The following is a 13,953-nucleotide window of genomic DNA, read 5'->3' on the forward strand; positions in this document are numbered from 1 at the left end:
TGGTGTGTGCGGCGAAAGCGAAAGTGGGCGCCAGTGTAGCCGAGCGGCGGGTCAGCGTCCCAGGGTGTCGACGGCGCGGCGGCCCAGCGCCGGGTCGTCGGTGAAGACGCCGTCGACGCCGGCGGCCAGGAAGGCCTGCACCTCCCGCACCATGCCGTCCGGGCTGCGCGTGGCATCGTCGCCGCCGGTGCGCAGGCCGCGCGGCAGGAAGCTGTTCTCGGGGCGGAACGTGTACGGGTGCACCAGCAGCCCGGCGGCATGGGCGTTGCGCACCAGCGCGGTGGGCGCGCCGAGGCCGCCGCCGGCGTCGCGCGGCACCACGCTGGACTTCTCCGGCGCGATGCCGCCGGCATAGCTGGCCACCTCGCGCAGGCCGATGGGCGTCATCATGTCGGCGTAGGTGCGGGTGTCGCCGGCCAGGCGCCAGTCGGCGGGCCGGCCGCGCGCGCCGCCCATCAGCTGCACCAGCTTCACGTTCGGCATGCCGGCGCCCAGGCGCTGGCGCAGCTCGCGCAGGTTGCCGCTCTCGAACGACTGCACGTACACCGGCGCGCTGCGCGTATAGGCGTGCGCGCGCAGCGTGGCCACCAGCTTTTCCTCGAGCGGCAGGCCGATGCCGCGGAAATAGCTCGGGTGCTTGGTCTCGGGGTACAGCGCGATCACGCGGCCGCTGCGCCGCGAAGCGCTGGCCACCATGTCGATGATCTCGTCGAGGGTCGGAATCTCGAACTGGTCGTTGTACTGCGTGTTGGCGCGGCGCAGCTGCGGGATGCGCTCGCGCGCGCGCAGCGTCTTCAGTTCGGCCAGCGTGAAGTCCTCGGTGAACCAGCCGTCCAGGCGCTCGCCGTCGATCACCTTGATGCGCTTGCGGCCGGCGAACTGCGGCAGCGTGGAGACATTGGTGGTGCCGCCGATCTCGTTCTCGTGGCGGGCCACCAGCACGCCGTCGCGCGTCGTCACGAGGTCCGGCTCGATGGCGTCGGCGCCGTCCTCGATGGCGCGCGCGTAGGATGCCAGCGTGTGTTCCGGGCGCAGCGCGCTGGCGCCGCGATGCCCGATCACCAGCGCCCTGGGCGCGGCCGGCGCCGGCGCCGGCGATGCGGCGGGAGCCGGCGCGGTGGCCACCGGCGGCGGCGCGGCGCAGCCGGCCAGGACCGCGGCGGCCAGTGCCGGCAGCAGCGCGGCCAGGCGTGGCAGGCGCGGACGCGCGCAAGCGCGAAGGCGACGGAAGTCGGCGGGCAGGCGGAACATGAGCATCCTCGGGCGGGCAACCGTCCGATTGTAAGCGGCCCGGCGGCCGCCCCGCGCGCGGCCTGGAAAGACGATCAGCCGACCAGCCGGCCGCGCCGCACGCGCATGCCCTTGCGCACCAGCTCGGGCGCGAGGCCCGTCAGCGCGCCCAGCGTATTGCTGCCGTTGGCATGGCAGATCGCCACGCCGAGCGCGTCGGCCGCATCGGAACCGGGCCGGCCGCTCAGGCTCAGCAGGCGCATCACCATCTCCTGCACCTGCTCCTTGTTGGCGCGGCCATAGCCGACCACCGCCACCTTCAACTGCAGCGCGGTGTACTCGAACACCGGCAGGCCCTGGCCCACCAGCCCGCAGATCGCCGCGCCGCGGGCCTGGCCCAGCAGCAGCGTGGATTGCGGGTTGACGTTGACGAACACCTTCTCGATCGCGGCGCAGTCCGGCGCATAGGTGCGCGCGACCTCGCTGATGCCGTCGAACAGCGTCTTGAGGCGCGAGGGCAGATCGCTCTCGCCGTCGCTCTTGATGGTGCCCGAGGCGATGTAGGCGAGCTTGCTGCCGTGCTTTTCGAGCACGCCGAAGCCGGTGGTGCGGAGGCCGGGGTCGATGCCGAGGATACGCATGGGATTTGGGGTGTCTGCTTGGGACCTGGCCGCGTGGCTTGGAGAGGGTGTCAGTATGACATTGCTTTTGCGGATTCTTGCTGGCGATATTGGGGTGGTCTATTACTCGGTTGGGGTTTGCGGGCGGTTTTGGTGCTTGAACCCAAAGGCCGTATGACATCCCCGCTGCGCGGGGATGTCATACAGCTTTTGGGTTCAAGCGCCAACGCGGCCAAAAAAAACCGCCCGTCGCTCAAATCAGGCCAATCAATGCCTGAAATGCCGAGTCCCAGTCAGCACCATCGCAATATTCCTCTCATCCGCCGCCGCGATCACCTCATCGTCCCGCACCGAACCGCCGGGCTGGATCACGCACGAGGCGCCCGCGTCCACCACCACGTCGAGGCCGTCGCGGAACGGGAAGAACGCATCCGACGCTACCGCCGAGCCGGCCAGCGTCAGGCCGGCGTTCTGCGCCTTGATGCTGGCGATGCGCGCGGAGTCCACGCGGCTCATCTGGCCGGCGCCGACGCCCAGCGTCATGCCGCCGCCGCAGAACACGATGGCGTTGGACTTGACGAACTTGGCCACGCGCCAGGCGAACATCAGGTCGTCCATTTCCTTCGGGGTGGGATGGCGCTTGGTCACCACGCGCAGTTCTTCGCGCTGCACGTTCCTGGCGTCCGGGCCCTGCACCAGCAGGCCGCCGCCGACGCGCTTGAAGTCGTACGGGTTCACGCCCTTGCCGAGCGGGATCTCCAGCAGGCGCACGTTCTGCTTGGCGGCGAACACCGCGCGCGCGCCGGCCGTGAACGACGGCGCGATCAGCACTTCGACGAACTGCTTGGCCACCACCTGCGCGGCGGCTTCGTCGAGCTCGACGTTGAAGGCGATGATGCCGCCGAAGGCCGAGGTGGAGTCGGTCTTGAAGGCCTTCTCGTAGGCTTCCAGCGCGCTGGCGCCCACTGCCACGCCGCACGGGTTGGCGTGCTTGATGATGACGCAGGCCGCGCCGTAGGCGGCGTCGAACGACTTGACGCATTCCCACGCGGCGTCGGCGTCGGCGATGTTGTTGTACGACAGTTCCTTGCCCTGCAGCTGCGCGTAGTTGGCCAGCGCGCCGTCGAACGGCTTGAGGTCGCGGTAGAACGCGGCCGACTGGTGCGGGTTCTCGCCGTAGCGCATTTCCTGCACCTTCTCGAAGGCGAGGTTGAGCGTCTGCGGGTAGGCGCTGCGGGCCTGGTGCGACTTGTCGGCGCCGAGGCTGGTCAGGTAGTTGGTGATGGCGCCGTCGTACTGCGCGGTGTGCGCGAACACCTTGGTGGCCAGGCGGAAGTTGGTGTCGTAGCCGACGCTGTTGGCGTTGGCGCGCATTTCCGCCAGCACCGGCGCGTAGTCGGCGGGGTCCACCACCACGGTGACGTCGCGGTGGTTCTTGGCCGCCGAGCGCAGCATGGTGGGGCCGCCGATGTCGATGTTCTCGATCGCGTCCGGCAGCGTGCAGTCGTCCTTGGCCACGGTCTGCTGGAACGGGTACAGGTTGACCACCAGCAGGTCGATGGTGGGGATGTCGTGCGCGGCCAGCGCGGCCATGTGCTCGGGCAGGTCGCGGCGCGCCAGGATGCCGCCGTGCACCTTGGGGTGCAGCGTCTTGACGCGGCCGTCGAGCATTTCGGGGAAGCCGGTGTAGTCGGCCACTTCCGTGACCGGCAGGCCGGCCTCGGCGAGCAGCTTGGCGGTGCCGCCGGTGGAGAGCAGCGCCACGCCCAGCGCGTTGAGCTCGCGGGCGAAGTCGACGATGCCGGTCTTGTCGGATACGGAGAGAAGAGCTTGCTTGATCATGGCTGTGGGGAACGCTTCAAAGTAAACCGTGCTGCTGCAGTTTCTTGCGCAGCGTATTGCGATTGATGCCCAGGTAGGCGGCGGCCAGCGACTGGTTGCGCTCGGCGCGCGCCATCACGGCTTCCAGCAGCGGCCGCTCCACGGCTTCGAGCACCATGTTGTACATGTTCGACGGCTCTTCGCCGTCCAGGTCGCGGAAATAGGCACTCAGGCTGTCCCGAATGCACTGGTCGATAGCGTTGCGGCTCATGCGGCAAGCAACTCCCCGTTCTTGTTGTTGTTCGACCCGTTGCGGTCGTCTTCGTCGCCGTCCGGGCCGGCCGCGCCTTCGTCCACGTAGACCAGGCGGTCCGACAGCAGCGCCTGCTGGTCGAAGAAGGCGTTGACCGCGGCCAGCTGGGCGGTGCTGCTGTCCAGCGTGTTCATGTGGTGGCGGAACAGGTTGGCGCCGGCCAGCCCGCGCGTGTACCACGCGATGTGCTTGCGCGCGGTGCGCACGCCGGTGAACTCGCCGTAGAACGCGTAGTGGTCTTCGAGGTGCTCGTTCATGATCGCGCGGATCTCGGCCACCTCGGGCGGCGGCAGCAGCGCGCCGGTGTCGAGATAGTGCGCGATCTCGCGGAACAGCCAGGGCCGGCCCTGCGCCGCGCGGCCGATCATGATGGCGTCGGCGCCGGTCGCGGCCAGCACGTGCCTGGCCTTGTGCGGCGAGTCGATGTCGCCGTTGGCGACCACCGGGATCGAGACCGACGCCTTGACCGCGGCGATGGTCTCGTACTCGGCCTCGCCCTTGTACAGGTCGGCGCGCGTGCGGCCGTGCACGGTCAGCATGCTGATGCCGGCTTCCTGGGCGAGGTGCGCGACGCGCAGCGCGTTGCGGTTCTGGCGGTCCCAGCCGGTGCGGATCTTGAGCGTGACGGGCACGCGCGGATCGACCTCGGCCACCGCGGCGACCACCGCCGCGACGATGCGCGCCACCAGCGGCTCGTTCTGCAGCAGCGCCGAGCCGGCGGCGACGTTGCACACCTTCTTGGCCGGGCAGCCCATGTTGATGTCGATGATCTGCGCGCCGCGCTCGACGTTGTAGCGCGCCGCCTCGGCCATCATCGACGGCTCGGCGCCGGCGATCTGCACCGCGATCGGCTCGACTTCGCCGGTGTGATTGGCGCGCCGCATGGTCTTCTCGCTCTTCCACAACTGCGCATTGGACGCGACCATTTCCGACACCGCATAACCCGCGCCCAGCCGCTTGCAGAGCTGGCGGAAGGGACGGTCCGTCACGCCGGCCATGGGCGCGACGAACAGATTGTTGCGGAGCAGGTGCGGTCCGATTTGCACGATAGAGACTGGCGGGGGGCCGGCAAGGCGGCCCGCAACGAGACAAAAATGAAATGGCATGCCCTGCCGAAACCATGCTCGGCGCATGGTTCGGCGACTTCCAGGGGCATGTGCGAGGGCAGGATTTTACCGCCAAACCGGGCGGGTTGCTTAAGTTTTGAGCAAATAATCGCAAGGGCGCCGCGACGGCCGGCGGCGGGACCGTGGCGCAGCGCGGCCGCGCGCCCCGCAGCGCGCGTTGCCGCGGGCCCGGCGGCGTCAGCGCCGCATGCCGTACATCATCTGTCGCGCCAGCGCATCCTTGAGCGGCCCGAGGCAGGCCAGCGCCGCCAGCGAGGCGCCGCGCGCATGCGCGGCCAGCGGGTAGGACACGCCGAACAGCCGGGGCAGCATGTCGGTCACGCCGATGGTCACGGCGCGGTCCAGCCGCTGCCGCCCGGCGAACGCCTGCAAGGCCTGCGGGCTGCACTCGGCGCGCAGCGCGGCGCCCAGCGCGAACGCGTCGCGCAGCCCCAGGTTGAGGCCCTGGCCGGCCACCGGATGCAGCGTCTGCGCGGCATTGCCGACCGCGCCCACGCGGCCGTCGACCGTCACCTGGGCGGCATTGAGCCCGAGCGGGAACGCGTGGCGCTTGCCGATCGCGGTGAAGCGGCCCATGCGCGCGCCGAACGCCTGCTCCAGCTCGGCGAGGAACGCCGCGTCGGGCAGGGCCAGGCGGCGCGCCGCCTGTTCCGGCGGGCAGCACCAGACCAGCGCGTAGCCCGGCTCGCCGTGCTGTTCTTCATAGGGCAGCAGCGCCAGCGGGCCTTCCTCGGTGAAGCGCTCCCAGGCCCAGCCCGGCTGCGGGCGCGAGCAGATCACGTGGGCGATGATGGCGGTCTGGCCGTAGTCGCGCCGGAACACCGGGCCGCCGCGCGCGCGCGGCGCGGCCTTGTCCTTGTCTTTGCCCTGGTCCTTGTCGGCCTGCGGCTGGAACAGGCCGCCCTCGGCCTGCACCGCCAGCCGCGCGGTGAAGACGGCGGGCTGCTGCTCGTGCGCGTGGCCGCTCAGGCGCACCAGCCCGGCGGGATCGTCGTGCTGCCCGGTGTGCCCGATGTGCGTGTCGTAGGCGCGCAGCAGGCGCGCGCCGCCGTCCGGCACGGACTGCGCGGCCGCGGCCAGCGCCCGCTCGAGCGCGCCGCACAGCTCGCCGTAGCGCACCACGTAGCCGAGCGCCGGCACGGCGTAGTCGTCGTGGTGCAGGCGCACGTGGCCGAAGCGCCCGCGCTGCGACACATGGATGTGTTCGATCGGCGTCACCGCGCGCGGCCATGCGCCGATCTGCTCGAGCAGCTGGCGGCTGCCGTGCGAGAGCGCGATGGCGCGCGGGTCGCGCGCCGCGCGCGCCGGCGTGGCGGCGTCGATCAGCGCCACCCGCCAGGGACTGGTGCGCAGCAGCAGGCAGGCCAGGGACAGGCCGACCGGGCCGGCGCCGACGATGGCGATATCCGCGTCCATGATGTCGTCAGTGGCCGCCGGGCGCATGCGTGCCGTCCGCCGCGTCCGCCTGCCTTGCCGGGTCCGCCGCGCCGGCATCGCTCGCGGCCGGCTCCGGCTGCGCGCCGCGCTTCCACAGGTTGGCGTCGGTGCGGTGCTTGCCGGCCGCGGCGTCGCGCAGCGCGTTGTCGAGCTTGGACTGGCTGAAGCCGGGCAGCGCCTGCAGGCGCTCCACCAGCGCGGCCTGGTTGACCGCGTTCATCGGCACCACGCAGCCGCGCCGGGTGCCGTCGGCGGCCGGGTCGCCGACCAGGATCAGCCAGGCGGGGCCGGCCCACGGCTCGCGGTTCGAGACCCGCACCACCACGCGCTCCAGCGCGTCCCACTCGACTTCCTCGCGCTGGCCGTCGGGGCGGTGCACCACCACGCGGTCATCGTAGAGATTGATCACGAACGGCTGCGACGGATCGTAGCCGCGCGCGCGCGGGGCGTCGGCGCGGCCGGCGCCGGGCAGGACCTTGCGCAGCCAGCCGATCATCGCGCACCTCCCGCCTCGCGCATGAGGGCTTCGATCTCGTCGGCCTTGACCGGCACGCCGCGCGTGATCAGCTCGCAGCCGGTGGCGGTGACGACCGCGTCGTCCTCGATGCGGATGCCGATGTGCCAGAAGCGCTCGGGCACATCCGGCGCCGGGCGCACGTAGATGCCCGGCTCCACGGTCAGCACCATGCCGGGCTCGAGCGGGCGCCACGGGCGTTCGCCTTCGGCCGGCGCGGCGCCCGGCACGCGGTATTCGCCCACGTCGTGCACGTCCATGCCCAGCCAGTGGCCGGTGCGGTGCATGTAGAACTGGCGGTAGGCGCCGCTGGCGAGCACGTCGTCGACGTTGCCGCAGCGGTTCGCGTCGAGCAGGCCGCTGTCGAGCATGCCCTGCGCCAGCACGCGCGTGGCGGCGTCGTGCGGCACGTTGTAGGGCACGCCGGGGCGGGTCTCGGCAATGGCGGCTTCCTGCGCGGCCAGCACCAGGTCGTAGAGTTCGCGCTGGGCCGGCGAGAAGCGGCCCGAGACCGGGAAGGTGCGGGTGATGTCCGACGCATAGCTGTCGAGTTCGCAGCCGGCGTCGATCAGGCACAGGTCGCCGTCGCGCAGTTCGGCCGGGCCGGCGCGGTAGTGCAGCACGCAGGCATTGGCGCCGGTGGCGACGATCGAATTGTAGGCCACGCTCTGCGCGCCGTGGCGGCGGAATTCGTAGAGCAGCTCGGCTTCGAGGTGGTATTCGCGCAGCCCCTGGCGCGACGCGCGCATGGCGCGCACGTGCGCCTGCGCCGAGATCTCGCCGGCGCGGCGCATCACCGCGATCTCGCCGGCGTCCTTGAACAGGCGCATCTCGTCGAGGATGGTGCGGATGTCGAGCGCGGTCGCCGGCGCGGTCACGCCGGCGCGGCCCTGCATGCGCACCGCGTCGAGCCAGCGGCGCACCTGCATGTCGGTGCGGGTGGTGGCGGCCAGCGGGTAGGCCAGCACGGCGTGGTTGGCCAGCAGCGGCGGCAGCAGCGTGTCGATCTCCTCGACCGAATGCGCCGCGTCGAAGCCGAACGCGGCCTGCGCGCCTTCCGGGCCGTGGCGGAAGCCGTCCCAGATCTCGCGCTCTTCGTGCTTGGGGCGGCAGAACAGGATGCAGCGCTCCGGGCCCGCGGCCGGCGCCACCAGCACCAGCACCGCTTCCGGCTCGGTGAAGCCGGTCAGGTAATAGAAATAGCTGTCGTGGCGATACGGGTAGTCGCTGTCGCGGTTGCGCATGGCTTCCGGCGCGGTGGGCAGGATCGCCACGCCGCCGCCGGCGGCGCGCAACTGCTGCAGCACGCGGGCGCGGCGGCCGCGACAGGCGGAAAGAAGGGCGGGGTCGGGAGCGGTCATGTGTGTGGCCACGTGGATGTTGGGGGGAACAGGCTCGATTCTACGCCGCCGCCATCGGCGGGTCAGCGCGGCGGCGCGGTGCCGGCGCCGGCCGCGGCGCGCAGGGCGGCGTCCAGGCCGGCAAGCTGGGCCGGGGTGCCGACGTTCTCCCAGGCGCCGTCGAAGCGCTCGCCGCTGGCCAGGCCGGCGGCCACGGCGGCGCGGTAGTAGGGCGTCATGGCGACCTTCCGGCCGGGCTCGATGTCGGCGAACATGCGCGTGTCGTACAGGCCGATGTTGCCGAAGGTCAGGCTGGCCGCGCCGGCGCTGCCGGCGGGCCGCAGCAGGCCGTCGGCGCCGAGCGCGAAGTCGCCGCCGGGATGGAACGGCGGGTTGGGCACCATCACCAGGTGCATGCGCGGCTCGGGCGCGCCGGCCAGCGCGCGCGCGCGCGGCAGCAGCGCGCGGTAGTCGAAGTCGGTGAAGATGTCGCCCGACACCGCCAGGAAGATGTCGCCGCGCGCCGGCGCCGCGCTCAGCAGCGGCAGGGCGCGGGCGATGCCGCCGGCGGTCTCCAGCGCGCTGGCCTCGGCCGAGTAGGCCAGGCGCACGCCGAAGCGGCCGCCGTCGCCGAGCGCGTCCTCGATCTGCTGGCCGAGCCATGCGTGGTTGATGACGATGTCGGTGAAGCCGGCGCGCGCCAGCGCCTCGATCTGCCAGACGATCAGCGGCTTGCCGCCGGCCGGCAGCAGCGGCTTGGGGCGGGCGTCGGTCAGCGGGCGCATGCGCTCGCCGCGCCCGGCGGCGAAGATCATGGCTTTCAAGGCGGGCTCCGGTGCGTTCGCGTTGGCGTTCATTTCGGCAGGTGGCCGAGCCACCAGGTGAGGCCGATCAGCGTGGCCATGCCGCCGGCGATGGTCCAGCCGACGCTGCGCGTGCGCGCGGCGATGACGATGGCCACCAGGCCGGCCAGCAGGCGCGCGTTGTCCAGGCCGAGCGCGAGCCGGCCGCCGCGCATCAGCAGGTCGGGCGCGATCAGCGCCGACAGCATGGCCGCCGGCACGAACTGCAGCGCGGTGCGGAACCACGAGGGCAGCCGCACCCGGCCTTCCACGGCGATGAAGGACAGGCGGATCAGGAAGGTGGCGAGGCCGGCGCCGAGGAACACCAGCAGCAAGGTCATCTGGCTCATGCCGCGGGCTCCGTGGCGCCGTGCTTGCGCTGGCCGCCGCCGCGCAGCAGCATGCCGGCGGCGATGCCGCCCAGCGCCGCCACCATCAGGCCCAGCTTGTGCGGCATGCCGAAGCAGGCCACCGCCAGCGCGCTGGCCACCAGCGCCGCCGCGCCATGCGAGCGGTGCCGGATGCCGGGCACGATGATGGCGATGAAGGTCAGCGGCAGGAAGAAGTCGAGCGGCCAGTCGCGCGGCACCTGCGCGCCGACCAGCACGCCGGCCAGCGTCGAGACCTGCCAGCTCGCCCACAGCGAGAACCCGGCGCCGAAGAAGAACCAGTGGCGGTAGCGCCGCCGCTCGCCGTCGTCGGCCAGGCGGCGCGTCATGGCGGCGAAGGCCTCGTCGGTCAGCAGGTAGGCCACCAGCGCCTTCCAGCGGCGCGGCAGGTGGGCCAGCGCCGGCGCGATGCTGGCCGAGTAGAGCGCGTGGCGCAGGTTGACCATCGCCACCGTGACCGCGATCAGCACGGCCGGCGTGCCGGCCGCCCACAACTGCGTGAGGATCATCTGCGAGGCGCCGCCGAACACCACCGCGCTCATGGCGCAGGCCAGCCACGCGGGCATGCCGGCATTGACCGCCAGCACGCCGTAGATCAGGCCGAACGGCACCACGCCGAGCAGCATCGGCGCCAGCGCGCGCACGCCGGCCCACCATTCGCCGCGGCGGGTGGCGGCGGGCCCGGCGGGCGAGGCGGCGGGCCCGCCTTGCGCGGCGGCCATCAGAAGGTGTAGCCGACCGGGCGCTCGACGCCGTCGAGGGCGTCGAACAGGCGTACCAGCTTGCGCAGTTCGGCGTAGCGGCCGGCCACCTGGCGCGCGTATTTCAGCACCAGCGGCAGGTTGGCGAGGTAGCCGTCCTTGCCGTCGCGGTGGTACAGGCGGGCGAAGATGCCGAGCACCTTGAGATGGCGCTGCAGGCCCATCCACTCGAAGTCGCGGTAGAAGTCGCCGAAATCGCCGGCCACCGGCAGGCCGGCCTTGCGCGCGCGCTCCCAGTAGCGGATCAGCCAGTCGAGCTGCGCCTCTTCTTCCCATTCGACGTAGGCGTCGCGCCACAGCGAGACCGCGTCGTAGGTGATGGGGCCGATCACCGCGTCCTGGAAGTCGAGGATGCCGGGATTGGCCTCGCCCTCGAGCACCATCAGGTTGCGCGAGTGGTAGTCGCGGTGCACGTAGACCTGCGGCTGCGCGAGGTTGTTGGCCAGCAGCGCCTGCATCACTTCGGCCAGGCCTTCCTGCTGCGCCGCCGTGAGCGTGACGCCGAGGTGCCGCGCCACGTACCACTGCGGGAACAGGTCGAGCTCGCGCTGCAGCAGCGCCTGGTCGTAGGCGGGCAGGGTGCCGGGGCGGGTGGCCGCCTGGATGCGCACCAGCGCCGCCGCGGCGTCGCCGTACAGCTGCCGCGCGCTGGCGGCGTCGAGCCGCGACAGGTAGGTGGTATTGCCCAGGTCGCTCAGCAGCAGGAAGCCCTGCTCCAGGTCCTGCGCCAGCACCTTGGGCACGGTCACGCCGGCGTCGCCGAACAGGCCGGCCACGTGGATGAACGGGCGGCAGTCTTCCTGCGCGGGCGGCGCATCCATCACGATCACGCTCGGATGCGCCGGATTGCCGGTGCGGGCGCGGAAGTAGCGCCGGAAGCTGGCGTCGGCCGAGGCCGGCACGCAGGAGGCGGGGTCGACCGACCAGGCCGGACCGAGTCCGGACACCCACAGTTTGAGCTGGTCGAGACGCGGGTCGAGAGGATGTGCTGCCATGCCGGAAAGGGAGAATACGATGCCCCGTATAATACCCGACCAGCACCGGGCCCCGGGGCGGCCCCGGGTGGGCTTGCCTTGCCCGGAAAGCCTGCTCCGGCGGCGGCTGGCGGCCACTGGACCGCCGCCGTCGCGCTGACCCATGACCCGCTCGCATGACCGAACAACGACGATCACCGCACCAGAAGGCAAGCAAGACATCGGCGCGACTGCCCGGCAGCGCACTGCGCCCGCTCGTGTTGGCGATGGCCGGATGGTCGGTGTGCGCGCAGGCGCAGACAGCGAGTTCGGTCATTCCCGACCTGCCGGTCGCCGAGCCCGCCGCCGCGCAGGTGCCCGAGGCGCCGCCGGTCTCCGGTGAGCTGGTGCCGCGCCTGGCCGAGCCCGGCGGCCCCCAGGCCCCGCCGGCGGCGGCCGGCGAGAACCCGCCGACCTTCGTCTCGGGCGACCGCATGAACGGCTACAACCAGCGCGGCGTGGAGCTCGAGGGCAACGCCGAGCTGCGCCGCGCGGGCGGCGTGGTCAAGGGCGACAAGCTCACCTACGACCAGGACAGCGACGAGGCCTTCGTGCACGGCAACGCGCGCCTGTCGCGCGGCGGCTCGCTGGCGGTGGGCCCGGAAGCCCGGCTCAAGGTCGAGGCCAACGAAGGCTACATGCTGTCGCCGGACTATTATTTCCAGCAGACCGGCGGCTCGGGCAAGGCCGAGCGCATCGACTTCCTCGACAAGGACGTCAGCACGATCCAGCACGCCACCTATACCACCTGTTCGCCGGACAACGCGGACTGGTATTTCAGCGCGCGCACGCTCGACATCGACAACGATCGACAGGTCGGCACCGCCTACGGCGGCGTGCTGCGCTTCTTCGACGTGCCGATCATGGCCGCGCCGGTGTTCAGCTTCCCGCTCAACAGCGACCGCCACAGCGGCTTCCTGCCGCCGCTGTTCGGCTACAGTTCCTCGTCCGGCCTGGACCTGACGGCGCCGTATTACTTCAATATCGCGCCCAACCGCGATCTGACGGTCTTTCCGCGCGTGGTGAGCTCGCGCGGCTTCCAGCTCGGCAGCGACTACCGTTATATCGGCAGCGGCTACGGCGGGCGCATCCGCGCCGAGTTCCTGCCGGACGACCAGAAGACCAAGACCAACCGCTGGTCGTACTCGATCCAGCATGCGCAGACGCTCGCCCCCGGGCTGGCCGCGTATGTGAACGTGAACAAGGTGTCGGATGCCCAGTATCCGAACGACCTGAGCCGCTCGGTGGTGCAGGCCACGCAGCTGCAATACAACCAGGAAGGGGGCATCACCTACAACTGGCAGGATTTCTATCTGCTGGCGCGCGTGCAGAAGTTCCAGACGCTGCCGCCGAGCGGGCCTTCCTACGAGCGCGTGCCGCAGTTGAACGGCAAGTACATCCGCTATGACCTGGGCGGCTTCGACATCCAGGTGGAGACCGACTTCAGCCGCTTCCGCATCCCGCTGTCGGCCGGCAGCGCGCAGCAGCCCGAAGGCGACCGCCTGTTCATCCAGCCGTCGATCAGCTACCCGATCATCCGGCCCGGCTGGTTCGTCACGCCCAAGGTGTCGTTCAACGCCACCCAGTACCAGATGGAGCCGGGCACGACGGCGCCGGGCACGCCCAACACGCTGAACCGGAACCTGCCGACCTTCAGCGTGGACTCCGGCATGACCTTCGAGCGCGACGCGCCGACCGTGAGCCGGCTGTTCGGCGTCAACTACGTGCAGACGCTCGAGCCGCGCCTGTTCTATGTCTACACGCCGTTCCGCGACCAGAGCCTGTTCCCGCTGTTCGATACCGTGCAGTCGGACTTCGGCTACGGCCAGATCTTCAGCGAGAACCCGTTTACCGGCTACGACCGCATCGCCGACAACAACAAGATCACGGCCGGCGTGACCACGCGCCTGATCGAGGCGGGCACCGGCATCGAGCGCTTCCGCGGCACCATCGCCCAGCGCTTCGACCTGACCGGCCAGCGCGTGCAGATCGGCGGCACCGACCCGATCGGCAAGGCCGGCTACTCCGACCTGCTGGCGGCGGCCACGGTCCAGCTGTTCCGGGGCTATTATCTCGATACCGGGGTGCAGTACAACCCGGACAGCGACCGTGTGATTTATTCGAATATCGCCTTCTCGTGGCGTCCCGAGGCGCGCAAGACGTTCAATATCGGCTACCGCTACCGCCGGCCGACCTCGGTGACGGACGATACCGCCATCGACCAGCTCGAGCTGTCGAGCCAGTGGCCGCTGACCCAGCGCACCTACGGCATCGGCCGGGTCGCGTTCGACATGAGTGCGAGCCAGCTCGTCGACGCGCTCGCCGGGGTCGAATACGCGGCCGACTGCTGGGTCGGACGGGTGGTCTACCAGCGCTTCCGCAACACGACGAACGGCTACACCGGACGGATCTTCTTCCAGGTGGAGTTCCGCGGGCTGTCCAAGATCGGCTCCAATCCGCTGGATATACTGCGGCTGAACGTGCCGGGTTATGAGCCCGTCACCGCCAGTCCGGTGATTCCATCCCAGCTCGACCATTACGAATGA

At 70.9% G+C, this 13,953-nt stretch carries 13 protein-coding genes; 1 reads left to right on the forward strand and 12 read right to left on the reverse strand.

The window, feature by feature from the left end:
• Window positions 1-51: 51 nt before the first annotated feature.
• From KF708C_RS01330 to KF708C_RS01385, 12 genes are all read right to left on the reverse strand, one after another.
• Window positions 52-1,251: a glycerophosphodiester phosphodiesterase gene (locus KF708C_RS01330; protein WP_059410513.1), complete on the reverse strand. Its 1,200-nt coding sequence runs from the start codon at window positions 1,249-1,251 to the stop codon at window positions 52-54.
• 74 nt (window positions 1,252-1,325) lie between these two features.
• Window positions 1,326-1,871 carry a crossover junction endodeoxyribonuclease RuvC gene (gene ruvC / locus KF708C_RS01335; protein ID WP_059410489.1) on the reverse strand — a complete coding sequence of 182 codons (546 nt, stop codon included), beginning with the start codon at window positions 1,869-1,871 and terminating at the stop codon, window positions 1,326-1,328.
• A 246-nt stretch (window positions 1,872-2,117) separates the two neighbouring features.
• Window positions 2,118-3,692, reverse strand: coding sequence for a bifunctional phosphoribosylaminoimidazolecarboxamide formyltransferase/IMP cyclohydrolase (gene purH, locus KF708C_RS01340; RefSeq protein ID WP_020206441.1), 1,575 nt, complete (start codon window positions 3,690-3,692; stop codon window positions 2,118-2,120).
• A gap of 16 nt (window positions 3,693-3,708) precedes the next feature.
• Window positions 3,709-3,942, reverse strand: a complete 234-nt coding sequence (locus KF708C_RS01345; protein WP_017225335.1) for a Fis family transcriptional regulator — start codon at window positions 3,940-3,942, stop codon at window positions 3,709-3,711.
• A complete protein-coding gene (gene dusB / locus KF708C_RS01350) occupies window positions 3,939-5,030 on the reverse strand; it encodes a tRNA dihydrouridine synthase DusB (protein ID WP_020206442.1) in 1,092 nt (363 codons plus the stop codon). Before dusB ends, KF708C_RS01345 begins: the two co-directional genes overlap by 4 nt.
• 258 nt (window positions 5,031-5,288) lie before the next feature.
• Window positions 5,289-6,554, reverse strand: a complete 1,266-nt coding sequence (locus KF708C_RS01355; protein WP_059410490.1) for a UbiH/UbiF/VisC/COQ6 family ubiquinone biosynthesis hydroxylase — start codon at window positions 6,552-6,554, stop codon at window positions 5,289-5,291.
• A complete protein-coding gene (locus KF708C_RS01360; protein WP_020206444.1) occupies window positions 6,535-7,044 on the reverse strand; it encodes a hypothetical protein in 510 nt (169 codons plus the stop codon). The genes KF708C_RS01355 and KF708C_RS01360 overlap by 20 nt, the downstream gene beginning before the upstream one ends.
• On the reverse strand, window positions 7,041-8,423 hold the full coding sequence (locus KF708C_RS01365) for an aminopeptidase P N-terminal domain-containing protein (protein ID WP_059410491.1): 1,383 nt from the start codon (window positions 8,421-8,423) through the stop codon (window positions 7,041-7,043). Before KF708C_RS01365 ends, KF708C_RS01360 begins: the two co-directional genes overlap by 4 nt.
• A 62-nt stretch (window positions 8,424-8,485) precedes the next feature.
• Window positions 8,486-9,226 (reverse strand): N-acetylmuramate alpha-1-phosphate uridylyltransferase MurU, encoded by a 741-nt coding sequence (gene murU / locus KF708C_RS01370; RefSeq protein ID WP_059410514.1) that lies wholly within the window; start codon window positions 9,224-9,226, stop codon window positions 8,486-8,488.
• Between the two features lie 29 nt (window positions 9,227-9,255).
• Window positions 9,256-9,594: an AzlD domain-containing protein gene (locus KF708C_RS01375; RefSeq protein ID WP_020206447.1), complete on the reverse strand. Its 339-nt coding sequence runs from the start codon at window positions 9,592-9,594 to the stop codon at window positions 9,256-9,258.
• The gene (locus KF708C_RS01380) at window positions 9,591-10,355 is read right to left on the reverse strand and encodes an AzlC family ABC transporter permease (protein ID WP_059410492.1); all 765 of its coding nucleotides are present in this window, start codon (window positions 10,353-10,355) and stop codon (window positions 9,591-9,593) included. The genes KF708C_RS01375 and KF708C_RS01380 overlap by 4 nt, the downstream gene beginning before the upstream one ends.
• A complete protein-coding gene (locus KF708C_RS01385) occupies window positions 10,355-11,389 on the reverse strand; it encodes an aminoglycoside phosphotransferase family protein (RefSeq protein ID WP_059410493.1) in 1,035 nt (344 codons plus the stop codon). The genes KF708C_RS01380 and KF708C_RS01385 overlap by 1 nt, the downstream gene beginning before the upstream one ends.
• A gap of 155 nt (window positions 11,390-11,544) precedes the next feature.
• Between KF708C_RS01385 and KF708C_RS01390 the strand changes: the two genes are divergently transcribed.
• The gene (locus KF708C_RS01390) at window positions 11,545-13,953 is read left to right on the forward strand and encodes an LPS-assembly protein LptD (RefSeq protein WP_059410494.1); all 2,409 of its coding nucleotides are present in this window, start codon (window positions 11,545-11,547) and stop codon (window positions 13,951-13,953) included.

It is taken from the genome of Cupriavidus basilensis, from assembly GCF_000876015.1.
In the GTDB taxonomy this organism is placed as follows: Bacteria; Pseudomonadota; Gammaproteobacteria; order Burkholderiales; family Burkholderiaceae; genus Cupriavidus; species Cupriavidus basilensis_B.